The 23,785-nt window shown below is 54.0% G+C and carries 21 protein-coding genes and 1 tRNA gene; 9 read left to right on the top strand and 13 right to left on the bottom strand.

Features of this window, described 5'->3' with window-relative positions:
* The first annotated feature begins 74 nt into the window (after positions 1–74).
* Genes WG31_RS04090 through WG31_RS04080 form a run of 3 tightly spaced genes read left to right on the top strand, consistent with a single transcriptional unit; the run spans position 75 to position 3,121 of the window.
* Positions 75–1,076 (top strand): L-threonylcarbamoyladenylate synthase, encoded by a 1,002-nt coding sequence (locus WG31_RS04090; protein ID WP_063354871.1) that lies wholly within the window; start codon positions 75–77, stop codon positions 1,074–1,076.
* Positions 1,073–1,636: a hypothetical protein gene (locus WG31_RS04085; RefSeq protein ID WP_035354065.1), complete on the top strand. Its 564-nt coding sequence runs from the start codon at positions 1,073–1,075 to the stop codon at positions 1,634–1,636. Before WG31_RS04090 ends, WG31_RS04085 begins: the two co-directional genes overlap by 4 nt.
* Positions 1,637–1,651: 15 nt before the next feature.
* Positions 1,652–3,121: an FAD-binding oxidoreductase gene (locus tag WG31_RS04080; RefSeq protein ID WP_082823126.1), complete on the top strand. Its 1,470-nt coding sequence runs from the start codon at positions 1,652–1,654 to the stop codon at positions 3,119–3,121.
* 90 nt (positions 3,122–3,211) lie between these two features.
* Here WG31_RS04080 and WG31_RS04075 read toward each other — a convergent pair whose 3' ends face one another.
* From WG31_RS04075 to WG31_RS04065, 3 genes are all read right to left on the bottom strand, one after another.
* Complete coding sequence (locus WG31_RS04075; RefSeq protein ID WP_063353717.1) at positions 3,212–3,679, bottom strand: hypothetical protein; 468 nt, start codon at positions 3,677–3,679, stop codon at positions 3,212–3,214.
* A gap of 33 nt (positions 3,680–3,712) precedes the next feature.
* Entirely contained in the window at positions 3,713–4,369 is a 657-nt protein-coding gene (locus WG31_RS04070) for a hypothetical protein (protein WP_063353716.1), read from the bottom strand.
* A gap of 275 nt (positions 4,370–4,644) precedes the next feature.
* Complete coding sequence (locus WG31_RS04065; RefSeq protein ID WP_063353715.1) at positions 4,645–5,211, bottom strand: cob(I)yrinic acid a,c-diamide adenosyltransferase; 567 nt, start codon at positions 5,209–5,211, stop codon at positions 4,645–4,647.
* A gap of 143 nt (positions 5,212–5,354) precedes the next feature.
* Between WG31_RS04065 and WG31_RS04060 the strand changes: the two genes are divergently transcribed.
* A complete protein-coding gene (locus tag WG31_RS04060) occupies positions 5,355–5,741 on the top strand; it encodes a DUF423 domain-containing protein (RefSeq protein ID WP_063353714.1) in 387 nt (128 codons plus the stop codon).
* Positions 5,738–6,712 carry an SAM-dependent methyltransferase gene (locus WG31_RS04055; RefSeq protein ID WP_063353713.1) on the top strand — a complete coding sequence of 325 codons (975 nt, stop codon included), beginning with the start codon at positions 5,738–5,740 and terminating at the stop codon, positions 6,710–6,712. Before WG31_RS04060 ends, WG31_RS04055 begins: the two co-directional genes overlap by 4 nt.
* A gap of 62 nt (positions 6,713–6,774) precedes the next feature.
* On the opposite strand, the gene WG31_RS04050 is transcribed toward WG31_RS04055, so the two are convergent.
* Together WG31_RS04050 and WG31_RS04045 are read right to left on the bottom strand one after the other, a co-directional pair.
* The gene (locus WG31_RS04050) at positions 6,775–7,062 is read right to left on the bottom strand and encodes a hypothetical protein (RefSeq protein WP_063353712.1); all 288 of its coding nucleotides are present in this window, start codon (positions 7,060–7,062) and stop codon (positions 6,775–6,777) included.
* Positions 7,063–7,070: 8 nt separating this feature from the next.
* A complete protein-coding gene (locus WG31_RS04045) occupies positions 7,071–7,643 on the bottom strand; it encodes a hypothetical protein (RefSeq protein ID WP_193561062.1) in 573 nt (190 codons plus the stop codon).
* 98 nt (positions 7,644–7,741) lie between these two features.
* Here WG31_RS04045 and WG31_RS04040 point away from each other — a divergent pair, with 98 nt between their 5' ends.
* Positions 7,742–8,005, top strand: a complete 264-nt coding sequence (locus WG31_RS04040; protein ID WP_209439367.1) for a DUF1653 domain-containing protein — start codon at positions 7,742–7,744, stop codon at positions 8,003–8,005.
* A gap of 33 nt (positions 8,006–8,038) precedes the next feature.
* Here the strand turns inward: WG31_RS04040 and acs are convergent, their stop codons facing one another.
* Both acs and WG31_RS04030 read right to left on the bottom strand, forming a co-directional pair.
* Positions 8,039–9,961 (bottom strand): acetate--CoA ligase, encoded by a 1,923-nt coding sequence (gene acs / locus WG31_RS04035; RefSeq protein ID WP_063353710.1) that lies wholly within the window; start codon positions 9,959–9,961, stop codon positions 8,039–8,041.
* Between the two features lie 217 nt (positions 9,962–10,178).
* Complete coding sequence (locus tag WG31_RS04030; protein ID WP_006116294.1) at positions 10,179–10,613, bottom strand: DUF4148 domain-containing protein; 435 nt, start codon at positions 10,611–10,613, stop codon at positions 10,179–10,181.
* Positions 10,614–11,154: 541 nt separating this feature from the next.
* Here WG31_RS04030 and WG31_RS04025 point away from each other — a divergent pair.
* The 3 genes from WG31_RS04025 to WG31_RS04015 all read left to right on the top strand — a co-directional run bounded on the left by WG31_RS04025 (position 11,155) and on the right by WG31_RS04015 (position 16,592).
* A complete protein-coding gene (locus WG31_RS04025) occupies positions 11,155–11,868 on the top strand; it encodes a GntR family transcriptional regulator (protein WP_063353709.1) in 714 nt (237 codons plus the stop codon).
* A gap of 109 nt (positions 11,869–11,977) precedes the next feature.
* On the top strand, positions 11,978–15,703 hold the full coding sequence (putA, locus tag WG31_RS04020) for a bifunctional proline dehydrogenase/L-glutamate gamma-semialdehyde dehydrogenase PutA (protein ID WP_082823124.1): 3,726 nt from the start codon (positions 11,978–11,980) through the stop codon (positions 15,701–15,703).
* A 205-nt stretch (positions 15,704–15,908) separates the two neighbouring features.
* Complete coding sequence (locus WG31_RS04015) at positions 15,909–16,592, top strand: YoaK family protein (RefSeq protein ID WP_063353707.1); 684 nt, start codon at positions 15,909–15,911, stop codon at positions 16,590–16,592.
* A 30-nt stretch (positions 16,593–16,622) separates the two neighbouring features.
* Here WG31_RS04015 and WG31_RS04010 read toward each other — a convergent pair whose 3' ends face one another.
* From WG31_RS04010 to WG31_RS03985, 6 genes are all read right to left on the bottom strand, one after another.
* The gene (locus tag WG31_RS04010) at positions 16,623–17,993 is read right to left on the bottom strand and encodes an amino acid permease (protein ID WP_063353706.1); all 1,371 of its coding nucleotides are present in this window, start codon (positions 17,991–17,993) and stop codon (positions 16,623–16,625) included.
* Between the two features lie 71 nt (positions 17,994–18,064).
* The gene (locus WG31_RS04005; RefSeq protein ID WP_035354083.1) at positions 18,065–19,660 is read right to left on the bottom strand and encodes a hypothetical protein; all 1,596 of its coding nucleotides are present in this window, start codon (positions 19,658–19,660) and stop codon (positions 18,065–18,067) included.
* A gap of 749 nt (positions 19,661–20,409) precedes the next feature.
* Positions 20,410–20,682, bottom strand: a complete 273-nt coding sequence (locus WG31_RS04000) for a hypothetical protein (protein WP_035354085.1) — start codon at positions 20,680–20,682, stop codon at positions 20,410–20,412.
* A gap of 320 nt (positions 20,683–21,002) precedes the next feature.
* A tRNA-Gly gene (locus tag WG31_RS03995) sits at positions 21,003–21,076 on the bottom strand.
* A 54-nt stretch (positions 21,077–21,130) separates the two neighbouring features.
* Entirely contained in the window at positions 21,131–22,522 is a 1,392-nt protein-coding gene (gene radA / locus WG31_RS03990; protein WP_063353705.1) for a DNA repair protein RadA, read from the bottom strand.
* An 85-nt stretch (positions 22,523–22,607) separates the two neighbouring features.
* Positions 22,608–23,639 (bottom strand): hypothetical protein, encoded by a 1,032-nt coding sequence (locus tag WG31_RS03985; protein WP_063353704.1) that lies wholly within the window; start codon positions 23,637–23,639, stop codon positions 22,608–22,610.
* Between the last annotated feature and the right edge of the window lie 146 nt (positions 23,640–23,785).

The following is a 23,785-nucleotide window of genomic DNA, read 5'->3' as shown; positions in this document are numbered from 1 at the left end:
ACTTTGGCCAACCTTATGCGCAGGCTGGCCAATGCAGCAAACAGGCCACCCCTTTGTTACCATTACAGAGACGTATGACTGACCTTCTGGACGCCTCCTCCTCTGGCCTTCAAACAGCCGCCCGCATCCTGCGCGAGGGTGGCTTGGTGGCGTTTGGAACAGAAACAGTTTACGGCCTTGGCGGAGATGCCACGCAGCCCCAAACCGTGGCCCGGATTTTTGAGGCCAAAAACCGCCCACGCTTTAACCCGCTTATCAGCCATTTTGCAGATGCACAGGCCGCTTTTACGCAGGTTACCGCCAACCCGCTTGCGCATAAATTAGCGCACATGTTCTGGCCCGGCCCGCTTACGCTTATTCTGCCCCGCGCTCCCCACAGCACCGTAAGTGATCTGGCTGCCGATGGCCTGCCCACCTTGGCCGTGCGCGTGCCCAAAGGGCAAACCGTGCAAGCTTTGCTCAAGCTGGTGCAACGCCCCATTGCGGCCCCTTCCGCCAACCGTTCCGGCCGCATCAGCCCCTCCGATGCAGCCCATGTGCTGGAAGAACTGGATGGCCGTATTGATGCCGTGCTGGATAGCGGCCCCTGCCAAGTTGGCGTGGAAAGCACCGTGCTGGATATTTCCAACCCTGAACGCCCTACCCTCTTGCGCCCCGGCGGCATAACACTGGAAGCCTTGCAAGCTGTATGCGGCACCATTTTTATGCCGGAAACAGAGGTGGATGCCGCCCCAGCATCTCCCGGCAGAATGCTTTCACATTACGCGCCGCACCTTCCCGTTCGGCTCAACGCAGTTGATGTTGCGCCAGATGAAGCCTTGCTGGCCTTTGGCAACACGCAGCCCAGCAGCGCACCCCTAAGCTGGAACCTGAGCGAAAGTGGCAATCTGGAAGAAGCCGCCGCACGCCTGTTTACCGGCCTGCGGACGCTGGACAAGCAAGGCCAGAACCTTCACCTACGCGGCATTGCAGTGCAGCCTATTCCGCCCCACGGGCTTGGGCTTGCCATACAGGACCGGTTAAACCGTGCGGCAGCCCCACGCCCTACCCTGCCCCCGGAAGACTTGCCCGCATGAGCGATATTGACCCCAAAGAACTGAAAATTCTTTCGGATATTCTGGCACTGGTGCTGGAAGATCAGCCGGGCCAATCCGCTACTGCGCTGGAGGCCTTGCGTAACCGGGCCAAACGCAACGCCACCACAGGCGGCGCGCTTAAAAACCTATTCCAGACCATTGCAGCAGACCCCGAAAAGGCCAAACCTGCGCGGGCCAGCAAAACACGGGCCAGCAGCCGCGCTTCAGCCACCAAAGCACAGACAGATATGTCTGATACCTATCGCGCCCAGTTGCAGGAACTGAGAAACAACATTGTTTCTTTGGATCGGAAACTGCGCAGCGCCAATGCTCAAAACGAAACCCTTAAATCTGAGCTGTATCTGACCTTGCAGGCCCGCGCAGAAATGCAAGCCCAGATGGCGCAGATACAAAGCTTGGGCCAGTATCAACGCCGTATGACCATAGTGATTGCCACTGTTGCCGGGCTTTTGGCTGGCATTGCGGGGGCGGAACTTTATCATTCCTTTTTTCCACCGCACATTAGTACTGCGTCAGAAAACGCCCGTTACCTTTACTGATGTTTTCTTTATTTTATGTGCTCACCCCTTTTGCAGGAACTCGCGCCTATGCCTGAAAACGCCGCCCTTCCCCAATCCCTGCATGATGCCCTTTTACAGCTTCTGGGGCCTACAGGCCTGCTGACAACGGCTTCGGATGTAGATCCGTTCTGCATAGATTGGCGTGCGCTTTACCATGGCAAATGCGCTGCCGTTCTGCGCCCGGCTAACACAGAAGAATGTGCAAAAGCTGTTGCCCTGTGCCAGCAACACAACGTGCCCATGGTGCCACAAGGTGGCAACACCAGTATGGTTGGCGGCGCAACGCCAGATAACACCGGCAAGGCTGTTGTTATTTCCACCACCCGCATGACGCGTATTCATGACATTGATCACGCTGATCTCACCATGACGGTAGAAGCTGGCGTAACGCTTAAAGCCGCGCAGGATGCCGCCGCAAAGGAAGGGCTGCTGCTGCCGCTTTCCATTTCATCTGAAGGCTCTGCCGATATTGGGGGTATTCTGGCCACCAATGCCGGCGGCAACAACACTGTGCGCTACGGCAACGCGCGTGAACTGGCATTGGGGCTGGAAGCCGTAATGCCCGATGGCAATGTGCTGAACCTGATGCGCAAGCTGCGCAAGGATAACACCGGCTACGCCTTGCGCCAGCTTTTGGTTGGATCTGAGGGTACGCTGGGTATTATCACGCAGGCTATTATTCAGCTTCAACCAGCCCCCCGCTCGCGCGAGACAGCTTTGTGTGCCGTAGCGGATGCCAAGGGTGCGCTGGATCTGTTTGCGGCGTTCCGCAAGCAGGACCCTTCTGCCATTCAGGCTTTTGAGTTCATGTCCGGCACCAGCATGGCGTTGGTTAACAAGTTGATTGAAGGCGCACCACTGCCATTAAGCGAACCCGCACCCGCTTACGCGCTGGTAGAATTAGGCAGCCCACGCGCAGATGACAGCCTGCGTTCCCTTATGGAAGAAGTGCTGGGCACAGCGCTGGAAGACGGTTTGGTAACAGATGCCGTGCTGGCAGAAAGTGAAGCCCAGCGCCAAAGCCTATGGATGATTCGTGAGGAACATGCAGAAGCCCAGAAACGTGCCGGGGCATCTGTTAAAAACGATGTATCCGTGCCTCTGGCCGCTATTCCGACCTTTATAGATGAAGCCACCAAAGCGTGCGAAGCGCTTATTCCCGGTATTCGGGTGGCACCGTTTGGGCATATTGGGGATGGCAACATCCACTTTAATCTGGTGCAGCCCGAAGGCGCAGACCCCAAGGCGTTTCTGGCGCAGGACCATGCCATGATGGACACTGTGGCCGCAATTGTGCGCAAACTTGGCGGTTCTTTCTCTGCCGAGCACGGTGTAGGCCAGCTTAAAACTTACATGATGCCATCATGGCGCGGCGGCGCGGAACTGGAAACCATGCGCCGTATCAAAAATGCGCTGGACCCCAAAAACCTGATGAACCCGGGCAAGGTTTTTCCCGCAGCCTGAAAAATAATCCGGCACTCTGTATAATAAAAAGGGAGGCCAATTCAATGGTCTCCCTTTTTATTACTTGAACAGATATTGCAGACTATAGAATTATCTACGGATTTTTAAAAAATCCATGGCAGGGTAGCGTAACGCCAAAAGCTGCAAAATAAACGCAGGCAACACCACAAGCCCCGGATCAAACCCCACCAGCACCATGGCGGCAAAGGTAAAAACCGGCGCCAGATTACGTTCCATACGTGCGCCATCTGGGGTGCCACATGCCATAAGAGAGCACGCGCCCCCTACCACCAGCAATGCGGCAGCAGAAGCAGCCCGGAACGGATGGGCCATCATATCTGGCACCAACCCGCCCTGCATGGTTTCCAGAGAGGACATATCAGACGACCATCCCGCCAGCCCGAACAAAAAGCTGAACGGCAGGATAAGCACGCCAAAAATATCCTTCAACAGAGCCAGAAAGCCCATAACAAGAGGCGGCAGCAACACACAGGCCACCCCTACGGCAATATCCGCCACCAGCAACACCAACGCTGGCGTGACAGGAGGATTCCTCACGCAGAGTGTCTTTTTACAAACAGAAGCAGAGTGTTAATCCTTCCACCATTTAACAGGCTGCGGTTCATCTTCAACCACGTCTTCCTTTGCCAGTTCATACTGGCGGCGCGGGCGGCCGCGCGGTTTGGCTTCCACTTGGCGCTTCAGACTGGTAATTTCTTCATCACGTTCTGCCACCAGCCGGTTTGCAGCCCGAAGCTGGCGGCCTGTTTCAACCAGTTCTGCTTCCTGCTCCGCCACTTTGGCTTTCAGCTCACGCACCATCATATCGGCGTGGCCTTTTTGGGTTTGCAGGGCATGCTGCGCAGCCTGCACTTCACCCAATTGGCGTTCCATTTCTTCCACACGCAGCTTTTCTTCCGCCACCAAACGGCGCAGACGAGAAACTTCGCTGTTTTCTTCTTCAGAAAAATGAACAGCGCGGGATGTTGTAGGGGTGCGGGGGGCTGCAACCGTGCGGGGCGTAATACGGGCCAGAGAATGCTTTTCTACCGGCACTTCGCCATCACGCACAAATCTTCGCCGCTTGTTGCCTGTGGCATCTGCGGCAGGCCGAGGGGCGGACGGCGCAGACCGCCCTTTGTGAGATGCGCCAAGCCGTTCCAGCGCATTGCGCATGGAAGCTTCTTCCAGCCCTTCATCCCGTTCTCTATCGGCATCCAAGGGTGGCATAAAAGATGTTGTATTCATAAATCTGGAAGTCACTTTAAGAAAAATGGTCTGTTGATACAGTTCTTAAGCATTCCATCAGCCGTTATATTCTGGCATTTGCCCGTGCGATATCCAACACGGTTCCAGCCAATCCTTCATGATGCTTTGCAGCAGACATGAAACCACACATTACAAACGGACAGACAGAATTATTACACACGTTTTATAATGTGTTTTTGTTCTTACTAGACAGTATTATCATGTCTCCCCTGCCATGTTCAAGCACAAGACAGAGGTTTTCATCAGGTTTTCTCTTATTTTTCAGGAATCCATACCAGATCGGCCTGCCCATCTGCATTAAAGTGACGCGCCAGAACAAAAAAGTAATCAGATAACCTGTTCATGATCTGTAGCAGAACAGGATTGATTGTTTCTTTCTCAGCCAGCGCCACCATGCGCCGTTCTGCCGCACGTGCCTGCGTGCGCGCCAGATGCGCCCACGCCGCGGGAACAGACCCACCGGGTAATACAAAACTTGTGAGAGGCTTTTGGGCAGACCGCAACTGCTCTACCCATTCTTCCAGTTTTAAAACAGCACTTTCCTGCATGCGCTTGGCGCGGGCAGCCTTTGGCCCTTCCTCTGGCTGGCACAAATCTGCCCCCATATCAAACAGCATGTTCTGTACAGCAGCAAGCTGGCTTACCACAGCGCTATCTTGTGGTGCATGGGCGCGCACAAGGCCGGTTATGGCATTCACTTCATCCAACGTGCCCAAAGCTTCTATGCGTGCACTGCTTTTTTGAACGCGCGTACCATTGCCCAAAGATGTCTGCCCACTATCTCCACCGCGTGTGACGATACGATCCAGCCTGATGCTCATGTTTTAGATTTTCCTGCTCTCATTTTTGCATAATGTGCCACCACAATTTGGCGCAAACTTTATAAAGGCCAACGCAGGAAATAGCCGGGCATGTTGCCTTTCCTGTTTTCCATTACGGCGGCTGCGCCTATACAGCAGAACTTATGTCCTTTTCACTTCTTCTTCCGCGCCTGTGGCGCATATGCGGGGGCCTTCTGGCCGCTACCGGCACCGTTATGGGCGCGCTTACCGCCCACCTGCCAGATTCGGCCTTTGCTGCCGGTGGCCGCGTTATGGCCCATAGCGGCATGGAAATGCAGATGTGGCAAGGCATTGCCCTTGTTGCGCTGGGCCTTACAACCAAACCCCAAGCTGGCCGCATATTGCTGGTAGGGGGGTGCGGGCTGGTGCTGGGCACTCTGCTGTTTTGCGCAGGCGTGTATTACACAGCCTTTACCGGCCACCATGCAGCCCATGTTGCCCCTACGGGTGGTAGTTTGCTGATTCTTTCCTGGCTATTACTTTCCATTAGCTGGATGTGCCGAGCATGAGCACCATTCGCACAGCATGGCTTGCCGCCGATGGCCTGACATCCGTTTTAGAAGCTGATCTGGCATGGCGCGGCGTGACAATTGACCGCTGGCATGGCCGTTTAGCACTTTCCAGCAGCAAACCCGTATATTCCCCTTGGGCGCTGGATATCTGGCTGAACCCACAGGTGGTAGAGATAACCTCTATCCGCAATGCCGCAGATACTTTGCGTGCTCTTCAGCGAAACTGGAGCCTGCATGCGGTTGATCACTTTCGACGCACCGCGCTGATTACAGACAAACTGCCTCCGGTTAAAGCGGCGCCACTGGTGTTTCCCACACTGCCGCCCACCAGCCCCTTGGGTGCGTGGACGCTGCTGGATACCAACACGCTGCTTTTTTCTGCACGCAAAACCAGCCCGTTTGTAAATGGTGCACCGCAGTTTGTAGAAAACCGCACCGGCCCACCTTCTCGCGCCTATCTGAAATTATGGGAAGCCTGCACGCGCCTTGGCCGCTGGCCCACACCGAATGAGCGTTGTTATGATCTGGGTGCGACACCGGGCGGATGGACATGGGCCATTGCCAACCTTGGAGCACAGGTAACAGCGTTTGACCGCGCACCGCTTGACCCCAAAGTGGCCGCCATGCCGGGCGTATCCTTCCAGCAGGCCAGCGCCTTTGGTTTAGAGCCCGAAAAACTTGCTGCGGTGGACTGGATGTTTTCAGACATCATTGCCTACCCGCAGCGCCTTTTACGGCTTACGCAAAACTGGATTGCCTCTGGCAACACCAACAACATTGTGCTGACGGTAAAGTTTCAGGGTGAAACCGACCATGAAATTGTTGCTGCGTTTGAGGCCATTCCGGGTGGCAGCTTGGCGCATCTGGCCCATAACAAACATGAGCTGACATTTTTCTGGAACAAAGCAGCCGCAGCCGAAAACAGGCCCACATTAGCAGGCACAAACCTTACGGAAGAAGCCGCGTAAACCACACGCCAAACGTGCTGCCTAATACCTCACCCCAGATAAGGCTCGCTTTGGAACGGGCGTTATCTGGCCCGCTTGCGCCACAATTTTTCCAGCACCTGCACCAGCAGAACAGCCAGAATAAAGCAGCCCAGCATCAACCCGATAGAAACAGCATTTTGGGTGCGGGCTTGCCCATCACCAGCCAGAAGTTGCAACAGGTGCGTGCCAGCCTGCCCACCCGTAACGGAATCAAATTTGGGCAGCAACGCCAAGCCGCCGCGCAAAAGAGCAATGAGCACCACGGTAATTGCCACCGTGGCCAGTGTTTTTAGCGCCGTATAGGCCAAACCGGGTTGAGGTGCTGGCACTTTAAAAATTACCGGGTTGAGGACTTACCGTGTTTGCGCATCTGCGCCTGATGCTGCTCGATAGAATCTTTCAACCCCGGTACATCCTGCGCCACAATGGTATCTACATAGGTGTTGTTCTTCCAAACCCAGCGGTCTGTGCCATCCACCACAATATCCTTCATCCCCCCGTGGGCGGTGGACATCAGCTCAATTGGCCCGCTAACGGAATCCAGAATCTTGTCCCAATCATTCCCGCGCTTCAGATACACATCTGTTGAACACCCCGCAGAGCCACACAGGCTGGCAGATTGCACCTGCACAAACAGCGCCATGCTACCGCCACTGGTGCCAAGTGGGGCAGAGCCAATCAATACCAATGGTTTTTCCTTATGCCGGGCGGCGGCAGCCATATCCTCGGCATTCAGGCGGCGGGCTTCCTTGTCCAGCGATGTTCCCGGCTGGCTTGTGAGCACAACCGGCGCACCACCAGCGGGGCTACGGGCCGCAGCCGCATGATGCGTGCGCTTGGATGTATGCGCATGCGTTTTGGTATGGCCCGTGGTTGTGGCGTGGCCGGGATTAACGCAAAACAGAAACATAAAGCCAGTTAACGCCTGACACAGCACAACACGATGGTTCAAAAGTGCGCTCCTTCCGCAACACAGGATCATAACCTACCCAGCAGGATATCCCGATCATGATAGAACATAACCAGAATAAAGCAGATACCCAAGTGCCAGAAATGCCCTGCCCCGGTCTTTATAAACATTACAAGGGCGGACTTTATACTGTGATCTGCACAGGCCGCCACAGTGAAACCGAAGAATGGCTTGTAACCTACCGCAGTGAAGCACGAGGAGATTACTGGGTGCGCCCCCTTGCCATGTGGCAGGAAAATGTAAACGGCGCGCCACGCTTTGCGTTGCTTAAAGCTGCCAAAGTGGCAGAAACCGGGGCATAAGCGCCCCGGCTACGTGTAATAAGGCCCGGTTAATCAGCTATTCTGCTGGGCAACCAGCTTTATCAGCTCGGCCACAATATCCGGATCTGCCAAGGTAGACAGATCCCCCATATTTTCCAGATCATTGGCTGCAATTTTGCGCAACAGACGCCGTACAATTTTGCCCGAACGTGTTTTGGGCAGATCCGGCACAACGTAAATTTTTTCTGGCACCGCATAGCGGCCCACACCAGCTGCTACGGCCTTGTTTACGGCTGTGGCATCAAACGCGCCCTCCGCCTTGGGCACCACAAACACCACAAGAGCCTGCCCTTTCAAATCATGCGGCACGCCAACAGCCGCACTTTCCACCACGGCATGATCTTCGGCCACGGCATCTTCAATTTCCGCCGTGCCAATGCGGTGGCCAGATACGTTCACCACATCATCCACCCGGCCGGTAATCCAGTAATAGCCGGTGGCATCTCGCCGCGCACCATCGCCAGAAAAATAATGTCCCGGGCATGTGCTGAAATAGGTTTTACGGAAACGTTCGTGGTCTTGCCATAACGTCATGGCCTGTCCGGGCCAAGATTGAGCAAGGCACAGCAGGCCTTCGCCCTCGCCTGCAATATCCTGCCCTTTGGTATCTGTAAGCGTAACAGCAACACCCGGCAGAGGCAGCCCTGCGGCCCCCGGCTTGCCCGCAACATTCTGGGCGCAGGCTGTAATCATCACGCCGCCAGTTTCTGTCTGCCACCATGTATCGGCCACCGGGCAGGCATTGCGCCCCACTTCTGTATAAAACCACTTCCATGCTTCCGGGCTAATCGGCTCACCCACCGTGCCCAGCACACGCAGGCTGGACAAAGAGCGGCTTTGCACCACGGCATCATCTTCCCGCATCGCAGCGCGAATAACTGTGGGAGATGTATAGAAAACCGAAACCTGATTCTGATCTATAACATCCCACCAGCGGCCGGGCTGCGGCCATGATGGCAGGCCTTCATATACAAGAATGGTGCCGCCATTTACCAAGGGTCCATACACGACATAGGTGTGGCCGGTAATCCAGCTTGTATCCGCCGTGCACCAGAACACATCATTGGGTTTGGCATCAAAAACCATTTCATGCGTGAAAGAGGCCCACACCAAATACCCGCCAGTGCTGTGTACCAACCCTTTGGGGCGGCCAGTGCTGCCAGATGTGTAAAGCAGGAACAGCGGATCACACGCGTTCATAACTTCTGGCGGGCAATCCGGTATTTCAAGCGCTACTTCTGCTGTGTAGGACAGATCTCGCCCTTCTTGCATCGGCACAGCGGCTCCCGTTACAGGCACCACCAGCACGTTGCGTACAGTGTTTTCTGCCCCACACAACTTTATGGCGTCATCCATTGTGGCTTTGCTGGGGATTTGCTTGGGCCCTCGGCGTGCCACGTCTGCGGTAATAACCACCACGGCGCCACTGTCCTTTAGGCGTTCGGCCAACCCTTCAGCAGAAAAACCACCAAACAGCACCACATGCACAGCCCCAATTCGGGCGCAAGCCAGCATGGAAATAACCCCTTCCGCCACCATAGGCAGATGGATGGCCACGCGGTCTCCCTTTTTTACACCCAAGCGGCGCAGCACATTGCCCAAGCGGCATACACGGGCATGCAGTTCCCGGTATGAAAGTACCTCGCGGTGCCCATCTTCCTGCCCCTGCCAGATCAGGGCCGCGTTATCAGGCTGATACAGAACGTGCCGATCAAGGCAGTTTTCTGCCGCATTCAGACGCCCGTCTTCATACCAAGAAATACGCACATCGCCTGTAAAATCAGAGCGGGAGGCCTGCATCGGTTGCGTATGCCACGCAAGCCGTTGCGCTTGAGCAAGCCAGAATTCCTCCGGATCACGTTGCGCCCGCTGCACAAGATCCTGATACCGATCAGAAACGGGGTTATCCGTTGCGGGGAAAAACGCATCTACCACTCTGTCTGGCCCTTTCGGCTTCTGTTGTTCTTGTTACGAAACAGAACTGGTTTGACCATATTGCACGCCAGCATGAAAGACCCTGCGCCCTATGAACACTAAATTAAAGTGCGTTCATACAGAAAAAGGGCCAGCCACCTGTGTGACTGACCCTTCCATCATGCCGTGTTCAGCGTGATCCGGCCTTATCAAGAAAACCGGAATAACAGCCTTGTGCTTACAGAGAAGCCTTGGCCCGTTCCAGAACAGCCTTACAGGTTTTCTGGCGCACTGGCAGAACAGCCATGGCAATGGTGTAGGTGTGGTTGTTGGCATGCAGCAGACCAGCAGAACCGTTGGCGTAAGACATATTGCCTTCCTGCCCTTCCGGCACGGCGTTGGTCTTTTTGTTGTATTCCTGCAATGTGCGCCAGCCATCGTCGTAATCAACGTATTCGTTCTGCACACAGTAGTTCAGCAGGCCAGCATTTTCTGCCGGATCAATGGAACCAACAAAGCCAGACGGATCTACATCTGTCAGGCGGGATGTATCTCCGGCGCGTGTTACGGGCGCATCTGTATTTTGCTGCGCATGGGCAGACACAGCAGCCCCTGCCAGCAGAGATGTGGTGAGGGCAAGCGCCGACAGGGCACGTACGGCAATCAGTTTCATTCAGAATCTCCCTAGCGGAATATGCCTCAAACTGCCCTGTATCTGCCTGAAAGATCAAGCAGCCCCATTGCGCACCCCGCACATGGCAGACCACAGATATATCAGGGTTTTTCCATACCCCCTGCCCCAAGGCTTGTCTTGCGCGCGGCCCGTGCCTGCCTTTGCGCAGCACCAACAGCCCAAGCCCCGCCAGCCTGCCCCCACATGGCAAAGATACGAATATTGATGAATCTGCCTCACTTTTCTTAATTCACCCACAACACAAAAAGCCTGATTTTTGTGAACTTCCCCGTTGCGCCTCTGTAAGATGTGTGGAGTATCTGGAGCCGCTTCTTTATGTTATAACAAACTGTGCAGAAAGTGTTATTCGTGCTTTCTTGCACCCCTCACGCTAGATCACGATCTAGTGAGTGTCTGGGCAAAGCTGGGCCTTCCACCCAAATATACACCTAACTTTCACCGAAAATTGGACAGCCAGCCAGCCAGCAGGGTACAACGTTAACTTGTATCGAAAAAGAAACGACAAGCGGGAACACAAGGCATGCTGCCAGCCAGCCTTTTTGCAAGCACGGAAATAACAGGCCACGGCACCGCTTCTGAAACCATATGCGATGCCCTGCGCCGCGCCATTCTGGAAGACCAGATTCAGCCCGGCCAACCTCTGCCACAATCTGAACTGGCAAGTGGCTTTGGTGTTAGCATTATTCCTGTGCGCGAAGCCCTGAAACATCTGGAAGCCGAAGGGCTTGTCACCTTCATGCCTAATAAAGGGGCGATGGTGATTGGCATGAATGAAGCGGATATTCTGGAATACTCCCAGATTCGTGCCATTTTAGAGGAACGCGCCGCCGCAGAAGGTGTGCGCAACATGACACGCGTTGATTTTGCCCGTGTAGAAGATGCGTATGAGGCCTTTGTAGAAGGTGTGCATGGCCCTTCTGGCCGTATTCGCTCTGGCGCGCTCAACCGCGCTTTTCATAATTCCATTTACGCCTCAGCCCGCAGCCCGCGCCTGCTGGAAATGATAGAAGACCTGCACGTGCGGCTTGATCGCTATATTCGGGGGCATCTGGTGATAGAGGGCCGCAAGGATATTACAGATCTGGAACACAAGGCGATTCTGGATGCCTGCCGCAACCGCGATGCCGATTTATGCGCAAAGCTTACACGCGCGCATATTCTGGAATCCGCTGCTATTTCCATAGATGTGTTCCGCACCCGAAAAGCCGCCAAAACCGCCGCAACAGGCACCTGATTTCCTCTCACGGAAACTCACAAAAACCTCAGCGCTACAGGTCGGATTTACAGAGCGGAACACCTCTGCATTTTCGGATAATATATTATGTTGCAAATCATATATTATCATGCAAGGAGGGAATAATCATTATGAAGCCAAAACTACCTGCACACTCGGCAGGCCCGGTTCTGGCTCACCAATCCGGAATGAAAAGCCCATGTCATCCACAGACACGTTCGCTCCTGATTTTGCATCCCGCACCCCACTTCGGCAGGCTATTATTGAAGCCATGCGCCGCCCCGAAGCCCAGTGTGTGGAAACCCTGACACCAGATGCCACATTAACAGAGGCCGAAAACGGCAGCGTAGCCACTATGGCCTCTCAACTGGCCGAGGCCCTGCGTGCACGCCGCAGCCCGGGGCTGGTGGAAACGCTGGTGCAGGAATTCTCTCTTTCCTCCACCGAGGGCGTGGCCCTGATGTGTCTGGCCGAAGCGCTGCTGCGTATTCCCGACATGGCCACGCGCGATGCACTGATTCAGGACAAGATTGGTGAAAGCAACTGGCTTTCTCATGTTGCGCGCGGCAAGCCTTTGTTTGCCAACGCTGCCGCATGGGGGCTGGCGCTTACCGGCAAACTTGTAACCGATCATGATGAAGGCACGCTTGCCAGCTCTCTGCTCAACTTTGCAGAACGCACATCCAAACCCATTATCCGCAAGGCCGTAGATGCCGCCATGCGCCTGATGGGCGAACAGTTTGTGCTGGGCCAGACTATTGATCAGGCCCGTAAGAACAGCGCCAAGCTGGAAGCTATCGGTTTTTCCTATTCCTACGATATGCTGGGCGAAGCGGCGTTTACCGCGCATGATGCCGAACGCTACCGGCAGGATTACATCAACGCCATTAATACCATTGGCCGCAGCGCAACCGGCAACAATGTGTATGACCGGCCCGGCATTTCCATCAAACTCTCCGCCCTGCACCCACGCTATGCCCGCGCGCAGCATGACCGCGTTATGGGTGAACTGCTGCCAGTTGTGCAGGAACTTACGCTGCTGGCCCGCAAATACGATATCGGCCTGAACATTGATGCGGAAGAAACAGAACGTTTGGATGTTTCTTTAGATATTCTAGAAGCCCTGTGCGCCACACCGGGGTTGGAAGGCTGGAACGGCATTGGGTTTGTCGTGCAGGCTTACGGCAAACGCTGCCCGTATGTGCTGGATTACATTATTGATCTGGCCAAACGCAGCAACCGCCGCATTATGGTGCGTTTGGTAAAAGGCGCTTACTGGGATAGCGAAATCAAGAAGGCGCAGGTTGAGGGCATGGCGGATTTTCCCGTTTATACCCGCAAGTGCCACACAGATATCAGCTACATTGCCTGTGCCCGCAAACTGCTGAACGCGCGTGATGTCATTTTTCCGCAGTTCGCCACACATAACGCTCGCACGCTTTCCACCATTTACACTTTGGCGGGCGAACAATTCGCGCTTGGCTCTTACGAATTCCAGTGCCTGCATGGCATGGGTGAACCGCTATACAAACAGGTTGTGGGGGCAGACAAGTTCAACCGTCCGTGCCGCATTTATGCACCTGTTGGCACGCATGAAACCCTGCTGGCTTACCTTGTGCGCCGCTTGCTGGAAAACGGTGCAAACTCCTCCTTTGTCAACCAGATTGGAGATAGCGCCATTCCGCTGTCATCCCTGATTGAAAACCCCATTGATGTGGCCCGCCGTTACACACCTTACGGCGCACCGCACACAGAAATCCGCAACCCGCGTGATCTGTTTGCGCCCGAACGCACCAATTCCGCAGGGGTAGATCTGGCGGATGACAAAGTGCTGTCTGCACTGGCCGCCGGTATTAAAGATGCCCCGCAAACGTGGGAAGCCATGCCAATGGTTGTGGGTGTAAAAAAGAAAGGCACTTTCCGCCCTGTTACCAACCCGGCAGACCGGCGCGATGTCGTGGGCAAAGTGTCTTACGCCACGCCAGATGTTGTAACAAAAGCTGTAGATGCCGCACAAAAGGGCCAGCAGGATTGGGCTAACCGCAGCCCGGCAGAACGTGCAGACATTCTGCAAAAAGCCTCTGACATTCTGGAAGAACGCACAGATGATCTTCTGGCGCTTCTGGGGCGTGAAGCCGGAAAATCCCTCCCCAACGCAGTGGCGGAAGTGCGCGAGGCTGTAGACTTTCTGCGTTATTACGGCGCCACTATCCGGCGGGATTTTGATAACACCACCCACAAGCCGCTAGGTATTGTAACCTGCATTAGCCCGTGGAACTTCCCGCTGGCCATCTTTATCGGCCAGATTGCCGCAGCCCTTGCGGCTGGCAACGTTGTGCTGGCCAAACCGGCAGAAGAAACACCGCTTGTTGCTGCCGTGGCCGTAGGCATTTTGCAAGAAGCAGGCGTACCCCCCGCAGCCCTGCAACTGCTCACGGGGGAAGGTGACGTAGGCGCTGCTGCCGTGGCGGATGAGCGCGTAATGGGTGTGATGTTCACGGGTTCCACCACCGTGGCGCAGATTATCAACCGCCAGCTTCTGGAACGCCGCACAGCCACCGGCCAGCCTGTGCCATTTGTGGCCGAAACTGGCGGCCAGAACGCCATGATTGTGGATTCCTCCGCACTGGCAGAACAGGTTGTGGCCGATGTTCTGGCCTCGGCTTTTGATAGCGCGGGCCAGCGCTGCTCCGCACTGCGCGTTCTGTGTGTGCAGGAAGATTGTGCAGACCACATTCTGGCCATGCTGCGTGGCGCTATGCGCGAACTGCGCATTGGCAACCCCGCGCATCTTTCCTGCGATGTCGGCCCGGTGATTACCGAAGAAGCCGCAGCCAACATTACCGCACACGTTAACGCCTTTAAGGCCCGCAAGGCTCCGGTTATGGCGCTGCCCGTGCCAGAAGCCTGCGCCAACGGCAGCTACGTGCCACCCACGCTGATTGAGGTGCTGAACATTCGGGAAATTGGGCCAGAAGTATTTGGCCCCGTGCTGCATGTTCTGCGTTTCCAGCGCGACAAGTTGGAAGAACTGCTGCTGGAAATTAACGATACCGGCTACGGGCTGACATTCGGCCTGCATACCCGGTTGGATTCCACACTCAAAAGCGTGCTTTCACAAGTTGAGGCTGGCAACCTTTACGTCAATCGCAACACCATTGGCGCAGTTGTGGGCGTGCAGCCTTTTGGCGGGCGTGGCCTTTCTGGCACCGGCCCCAAGGCAGGCGGCCCGCTTATTCTGCGCCGTCTGTTATCCGCAGCGCCAACCGTGGCGCAGATTGTGCGTGGCCGCACCACGCCAGAAATGGCGCAGTGGACAGACTGGCTGCGTGAAAAGGGTGAAAGCAAAGCCGCACAGGTTGCTGGCCATCTGGCACGCCTGCCGCTGGTGGGTGGAGAAATCACCCTGCCCGGCCCAGTGGGGGAACAGAACATCTACCGCCTGAGCGCACGTGGCAATGTGCTCTGTGTGCCCATTACGCTGGCCGGATTGTATGATCAGGTCTCTCTGGCGCTGGCTGGTGGCAATACGGCACTGGTGCTGGCCGAAGAAGAACTGACCGAATGGTTGGACAGACTGCCAGATATTCTGCGCCAAGCTATTCGCCCGGTTGCCAGTGCAACGGCCCTGCCCTGCTCCATCCTGCTGGGAGAGGACGATAACGCCATTTTCCGCAGTGCGCGCAAAACACTGGCCGAAGCCAATGGCCCCATTGTTTCTGCCTTTGTAACAGGCCAGACATTGCCTTCTGTTGAAGTGGTGCTGGAGGAGCAGTCTCGTAGCATCAACACCACCGCAGCGGGCGGCAATGCCAGCCTGATGACGCTAAACTAATTAGCCTGCGCTTTACAAACCAAGCCCTCGGCGTTTTTGTGCGCCGGGGGTTTTGTTTGTACGGCTGTGCCACCTGTTTGGGGCATGGCACCTCTTACAAGAGATCATCTTTTCGTGAGCGGAGATGATGATATAACGCGCATCCTTCTATTACAAAACGCGTATAAAACCCCTCTTTTCATTCTTTTTCTTTAGAGGAGAAATCATGACAGCCCGTACGGGACATGATGCCAAGCTGGTTATTGCCATTCTGCTGGTAACAATGGCAATGGGCATGCTGGATGCCATATCCCTACTGCATCTGAAGATTTTTGCAGGATATATGACAGCCACCATTATTCTTATGGCTGTTAATATTGCCACTTCTCAGGCCATTGTTCTTTCTGGTCTGGAAGCCATTGCCTGCTACTTTACGGGGGCCGTTATTGGTGGCCGCCTGGTGCGGCGTGAGCGCCATACGCGCCTTGTGGTGGGTGACATTCTGTTAGGCGTTGGCTGCCTTGTAGGGCTGGCCGCATTTGTATGGTGTGCGCACATTAACGGCGGCATTTACATTACGCTGGGCATGCTCTCGCTTGCCATGGGGCTGCAAACTTCTGCCACACGCCATGCCAAACTGCCGGATATGGTGTTGCCAGCCGCTACAATGGTGCTGCATGGGCTGGCCCATAACAGCACAGTGGCCGGTGGCACAAATTCTGGCACATGGCGCAGATTAGCTGCTATTGCCAGCCTGTTTGTAGGTGCTGTTATTGGCACGCTGGTTTCTGATAAAAATGTTGGAATTGGTATTGCCGCTGCCGGTATGACCATTTTTGCGGCGGGTGGCCTGCTGCATTTGCGCCGCCACCCTCTTGCGCTGCATCTGGATAAACTGAGTATTCCCTAAACTGCGGGAATACTCAGTTAAACGTAAAGTTCAGCCAGCTTTTTTGTTATTGGTGGCAAAGTAAACGGCCATAAGGTAGCACACCACTGTGCTGCCCATGGTTGCCAGAGCCGTCATCCGTTCGGATGGGTTCAGTAGCATAGCCACAAACACCAGCACCACACCGGCCAGCGTAAGGTAATTGCACAGCGGAAAAAGCGGCAACGTGTAATTTTCTGCTTCTGTGCCAGCCTGCCGTGCTGCCCGGCGCGTCACAATGTAAGATGTTACAATCAGACTGTAGATTAACAGAATAACGCCACCACTACAGCTTAGCAGGAAAGCAAAGATGGTGCCCGGTGCAAGAATGGATGAGAAAGCCACCAACGTACCTGCCACACTGCTAACGATAATGGCCTTACGCGGCACAACAGCAGCCGAACTCCGCGCCAGAAACGCCGGGGCATCACCCTGAGCAGCCAGCTCTGTCAGAATACGCGATGTAATATACATGGCGGAGTTCAGGCAGGATAAAATGGCGCTTAGCACCACAATCCGCATCAGCAGCCCCGCGCCCGGCACGCCCATAACATCCATAGCCGCCACAAAAGGTGACTTGCCAGCTACAATGTTTGTCCACGGCACCACAATCAGGATCATACCCACGGCGGCTACGTAAAACAGTGTAATACGGCGGCCAAGGCTGCGGGTTACGCGGGCCACATTTTTACCCGGCTCTGGAGATTCAGCCGCTGCTACTGTGGCAATTTCCGAACCCATCATGGTGAACAAAATGGTGGGAATAATAGAAAGGAGCGCCACAATACCATGCGGAAAAAACCCGCCATGCCCCAGCAGGTTTTCCTTTACAGAAACGCCGGGCCCAAACACATGCGCCGCATATAAAAGAGAAATAGCAATAAAGGCGATAATGCTGAAAACCTTAATGGCAGAAAGCCAGAATTCACATTCACCAAAAACACGGGGGGCAGCAAAGTTGATCAGTTTAAGAATAAGAATCAGCACAATAGAAAGCAGCCAAACCGGCAGATGTACCCAATCCTGTAACAAAATGGCACCGGCTATGGCCTCACTGCCCAACACCACCACCCAGAAAAACCAGTAAAGCCACCCAGCGGTAAAGCCCACCTTATCTCCATGTGCGGCGCGAATATATTCCACAAAGGACCCACGCCCGGGGTCCGCCACAACCATTTCCCCCAGCATGCGCATCACCAGGATAACCAGAAATCCTACCAGCAGAAACGCCAGCAGAACCGCAGGCCCTGTTGCTGCAATGGCAGCGCCACTGCCAACAAACAGACCAGCCCCAATAGTGCCACCCAAAGCGATCATGGCAATGTGGCGATTACGCAGCCCGTCTGCAGGTTTTCCCGCAGGGAGGGTTGTCGGTTCGGGCATCAGGAAATCCTTTGTTCTTGTTATCCTGTAAGTGTTTCTACCCCAAAACGTTTTGTTTTGGGAAATCTTCGTTAAAAATGCTTGTAAAAATAGGCTTCCAGCACGCCTGCATGCCGCCCGATATTGTGCATGCGATACCCCGTTGGCACCCCTGCACGAGAAAGCGCACGCCCTGCCGGGCCACTAAAGGCCGTGCCTGCGGCAACAGCGGCTGATGTGGTTTCATCCAGCATATATTCGGCCGTAAAATCCACTTCGTTTGAAACATGGCGGCCCACGTTCTTCAGCCCCATGCCAGAGGGATACAGCAAGGAGAGATCGTAAAAATGCACACCCAGCTTAAGCTCATCCTTTTTACGAAACAGGTGCACCGGTGGCGTGCCTGTTAGATCAAACTGGTGCACTTCCAGATCAGAAAGTGGGGCCAGATACATGCCCACAATTTCACCCGGCCAGTAACCACCATAGGTGTAGCGCTTACCATCGTACAAAAAGAACGTATCGTAATTGCGCTTAACCGAACCTTCGGCATTTTTGCCGCCGCCAAAGCGCGTGTACCGATAAAACAGATGCGGCTTCCACGGCAGCATGGAAAACGTATAGCCGGGTTCGAAAAACATGCCGTAGGCTTCTACAGATTTGTAGCCATTGCCTGGGTGGCTGTTCTGCTCGGATACAAAGTTGCCATAGAACGTAAAGTTCTTGGAAATTCCCAACGCCTTAACGGGAAACAACGTGCCGCCCCAGCTTAGAGCCGCCACGTTCATGCCGTTACGATCTGCACGCGTGGAATAATCGTAATGAGATGACCCATCTGCATCGCGCACATGGAAGTAGGTTAACGTTACATATGCAGCACGATCTGCATATGTAGAACCCCCATGCCCACCGGGTTTGTTCTTGAACCAAGATACATCAAACCCAACAAACTTGGTTTTGGGGCGGTCATACCCGCGGTCAATGTCGTTGTCGGAATTGCTTTCCAACATAAAGACATCCCCACGCACGGAATCACCTTCCAGCTTGATCACACCGGGGCCAGAAAACGCATATCGCGGTGCATACCACCATGCACCTCTATCACCCGCGCTGTAGGTGCCTTTACCAATCAGGAAGCCATCATCCACCGCAAAGGCCTGCCTGCCGCCCAGCACCGTAAGAATCTGGTTGCCACCTGCCATCTTTAACGGCACTTCTACGCCCAGATTGGCTTCTTCCAGATAAATGGAACGCGGCGTGCCAGATGTTTGAGAAACTTCTTCCGCATCACCATCACCCAACGTGGTGGCGCCAATGGCAGATGCCTTGCCAATAACGGTAAAGCCCCAGCCTGTTTGCCAAGACCCCATGAGCATAGGCTTGCCGTAAAATTCGCCATATGTGCTGTTTTTATGCCGCACTAAAGCGCCGGAAGATTTGGTGCCATAAGACCCTGCGCCAAAGTTGGTATTGGGCAGGAAAAAAGCAGACCCACCAATATCCAGCGCACCCTGAAGGGTGATCCCCTTAACGGAAACAAGCGTTTGTTCTGCCCGCACTTCCTCTGGAGCGGCAAAAGCAGCCAGACCAAGTGCTACCAAAGAACAGCTTGCCTTAACAAACCCGCGAGACCCACGGCACACTGAAGTGGCATGAGAGCGCGCATGCCGGACAAAGGAATTATTCATCATCAGCCCGCGCCTGCATGAAGTTGAAACCCAGACGCACACGCACAAAAAAAGCGATAAAGCCGTTTCTGTACAAAAATGATATCCTGCATCAGATATGCCACGTGTAGAGGATCTCCTTGTTGCAATCTGTTACGGGACAGATATGTATTGCATATACACACCTCTTTTTATAATCATCACACAACAATATATGATATTCAAGAGATTATAATAAAAAAATCTGAATCTTTTTTACTTCTATATTTTGTATAATCAAGATGTATTGTTAAATAATAAAAAGAGTATTTTGTATTTCTTTCATGTATTCCAAAACAAAGAATGCTTACCATATCGGATATGAAACAATAATTTCATAAAAAATTATCTTGCCACATGCACAATGTACATGCGCTTGAGCACACATCTGCTTTCTTAGTGTGGTTTGATTCTATGCGCGATATGTATAATTCTTTGTCTTAAAAGGAAAATACCATATATACTATATTAAAAATTTGAGAATTGCAGTTATAATCATAAATATATTTATATATTCTGATGTTAATTTTCTTGTTTACTATGAATTTTAAGTAATATGATCTGTATATATATTCATATATATTGCTCCCACACCAAAAATCGGAACAAGTAACGCTTTACACATTCCCATGCCGCAAACACTTGGTCATTCTGGAAGGGCAAAGAAGCCATGCCCTGTTCCAATGTTTTATGGCCGCATGACACCAACATTAAAACAGGGCATTCCCACATTACTGCGGCATGCTTGGGTATTTTACGGGCACGTGTTCAGATATACCGCCATCCCACACACCACCTTTGGTGGTATCCGGCGTATCCGGGTCTTCCACCTTTACCTTCTTGGCTGCCCCACCATCCCATACACCGCCTTTGGTTGTATCGGGCTGATCCGGGTTTTTGACCTCAACATGTCTTGAGACACCACCATCCCATGTGGCTGCAGAAGCACTCTGTACAAACCCGAGGCCAAGAACAGCGACACACATATAAAGTGTCTTTTTCATTTCTCTCTCCTCGTTTAACAAAACTGTAACAGAATGTATTTCTTATTTGTTTATTTTCAACACGAGTACTGTGCATTCTCCGTATATCTGCTCTTTAAAAAGCAGTAATCGTAAGCAGCTCCGCGCAGCCATATCGCCACAAAAAAAGGAACCCAAAAAAGTTCCTTGCTCAGGATTTATCTTGTGTAGAGAACATATTTTGCGAAACAAGTATCTTCTCACATCCATTGGCAGAACAACGGCTGACCACCCACCAGCACGGTATATCGTGCTACTAGCTGTAGGCTCGCAATTTATTGATTTATTTGTCTTCGGGAAGTTGGAGCGGATGAAGGGAATCGAACCCTCGTATGCAGCTTGGGAAGCTGCCGTTCTACCATTGAACTACATCCGCATCTTTATGGGGCGCACTATATCGATACATCGTACAAAAAGCAACGTGTCAGTTTCACTCGGCTTCCATTTCCGCGCTCACCAGATCAGAAATATGGCCGATTTCACGCAGATGCAGCCCCTCCGGCGGCCGAGAGCGCGTATTACCGCGTGCAATGCGCCGGGGCAGCACGGCACGGTCGAACCCCAGCTTGGCGGCTTCCTTCAAACGGGCATCGGCTTGCGCCACCTGCCGCACTTCGCCAGAAAGACCTACCTCGCCAAAATAAACCTCTCCAGGGCTGGTGGGCACGCCGCTGGCGGCAGAAACCAGAGCCGCTGCCACGGCCAGATCGGCCGCAGGTTCCGCCACTTTCAAACCCCCGGCTACGTTCAGATACACGTCCATGCCAGAAAGTTTGAGCCCGCAGCGTGTTTCCAGCACAGCCAGCAACATAGAAAGGCGGCCTGTATCCCACCCCACCACGGCGCGGCGTGGTGCGCCATCTCCGCTTTTAGGGGCCAGTAGCGCCTGCACTTCCAACAAAACGGGGCGCGTGCCCTCTAGCCCGGCAAACACGGCAGACCCGGCAATATTACCTCGTCGTTCAGCCAGAAACAGAGCAGATGGGTTGCTAACTTCCTCCAGCCCGCGGTCTGTCATGGCAAACACGCCAATTTCATCTGTTGCGCCGTAGCGGTTTTTGGCCGCACGTAAAATACGAAACTGGTGGCCTCTATCGCCTTCAAAATACATCACGGCATCTACCATGTGCTCCAACACACGCGGGCCTGCCAGCGCACCTTCCTTGGTGACATGCCCCACCAGAATAAGGCTGAAACCCCGGCGCTTGGCCGCGCGTATCAGCTCAAACGCACAGGCCCGCACCTGAGAGACCGTGCCGGGTGCACTATCTATGGTTTCTAGCCACATGGTCTGGATAGAATCAATCACCACCGCCCGCACATCGGGCTCGGCTTCCAGCGTGGCCACAATATCTGCCACGTTAATAGATGCTGCCAGATCCAGCTTGGCCCCGGCCACACCTAAGCGTTGCGCCCGCAGGCGGATCTGATCTACCGCTTCTTCACCAGAAATATACAGCACTCGCTCGCCCTTGCCTGCCAGTTTGCTGGCGGCCTGAAGCAGCAGGGTGGATTTACCTATGCCGGGGTCTCCCCCCACAAGCACAACAGAGGCAGGCACAAGGCCACCGCCTAAAACCCGATCAAGCTCTGCAATACCTGTTTGGGTGCGCGGTGGAAGTTTGATCTCCCCTTCCAGCGCCTGTAGCGCCACGCGCCGCCCCTTGCCACCACGCACTGCGGCAGAGGATGCGGCCAAGGGTTCTACAGCCATTTCTTCCAGCGTGTTCCATTCACCGCAGGCATCGCACTGCCCTGCCCATTTGGCATGTACAGCGCCACAGTTGGTGCAAACATAGGTGCGGGAAGGTTTTTTAGCCATCAGGCAAGCTCTTGTGCTGTCCGGTTCATCCCCCCTGATGTGGAATAAAACGGGAACAAACTCAAGGGCTCGCGGAAACTGTTTTTTATGCGTAGCCCAATTGCGCGTTCAGATCGGCCATGCCGGATTTATGGAAATACGCCTCAAACACATCACACCACGGGTCTGGCTGCTGCCGAACCTTGCCCGAAAATGTTGGGGTGCGTGCACCATATGTCTGCACAAATGCGGCAGACAGGCGCTGCGTGAACTCTGGATTGATGGCCTGCAATTTTTCAATATTATGCGGCTGCAAATCACCCTGCTTCAGACTTTCATAACGCAGCACAATACTTTGGGGCGATGTATCAGCAAGCATCATGCGGGCCATCTGGCGCACATGCTCCAGCCCACGTTCATGCTCTACAGCTAAAAAGGCCGCCACGCGGGCATCGCCTTCCTGCTCACGCCAGAATTGGCCCAGAAAATCATCTGGCTCAGGCGGGATCATGTATAGCAAAAAGCGAAACATGCTTTTCATGATATCACGCAGGTTCCGCACAACAGAAAGCACCACAACACCTTGGCTGCGCACATGGTCTATTACGTGCTGAAAATCACAATGCGCCACAACGTGCCCACCTTGCAGCGTGGCTGTTACCAGATCCAGCGGGCAATACAGCCGCACGCTTTCGGGCATAATGTGCACACGTTCATCCGGCAGGTCACGGTAATCATCCACCACATCCTCTCCACCCAGATGCAGGCGGTGGGAAGGACAGCCTGCCGCCTTTAACGCAGCTTCCACATAATACGTGCCTGCCTTGGGAATGGTGTTGACCATAACGGGCGGCAGGCCCGGTGTTTCACACGTGTTTGTTGTTATCAGGGTGTTAAGATACAGGGGGTATCTGCGGCCTTCTACTGTGCCAGCCCACCCGTTTCCCGTTCGATGATACCGGCTGCTCACCTGCTCCTGCATATTCAGCAGGCACAGCTCCTCTCCATCCATACGCCATGTATGTTCGTTTTCGTGCCGATACCCGTAAAGCTGCCCATCGGGCAGAAAGACAACCTTGCCGTAATTGGTGGTGCAAGGAGACCCAAATACAAAAACAGAACGGGAAACATCATCCATAATTGAACACCCCTATAGAGTGCCATTGTGCAAAATGGCAGGGGGGTGTTTGCCACCTCTGTTCATAAATTTAAACAAATATTTATTATTGCAAGACCACCATCCCCCAGCCCCACCACACAACGATGCTTTGACGAACCCGCCCG

Source organism: Acetobacter oryzifermentans, assembly GCF_001628715.1.
GTDB lineage: Bacteria > Pseudomonadota > Alphaproteobacteria > Acetobacterales > Acetobacteraceae > Acetobacter > Acetobacter oryzifermentans.
The sequence above is the reverse complement of the archived record's forward strand: the minus strand, read 5'-3'. Positions and strand labels throughout refer to the sequence as shown.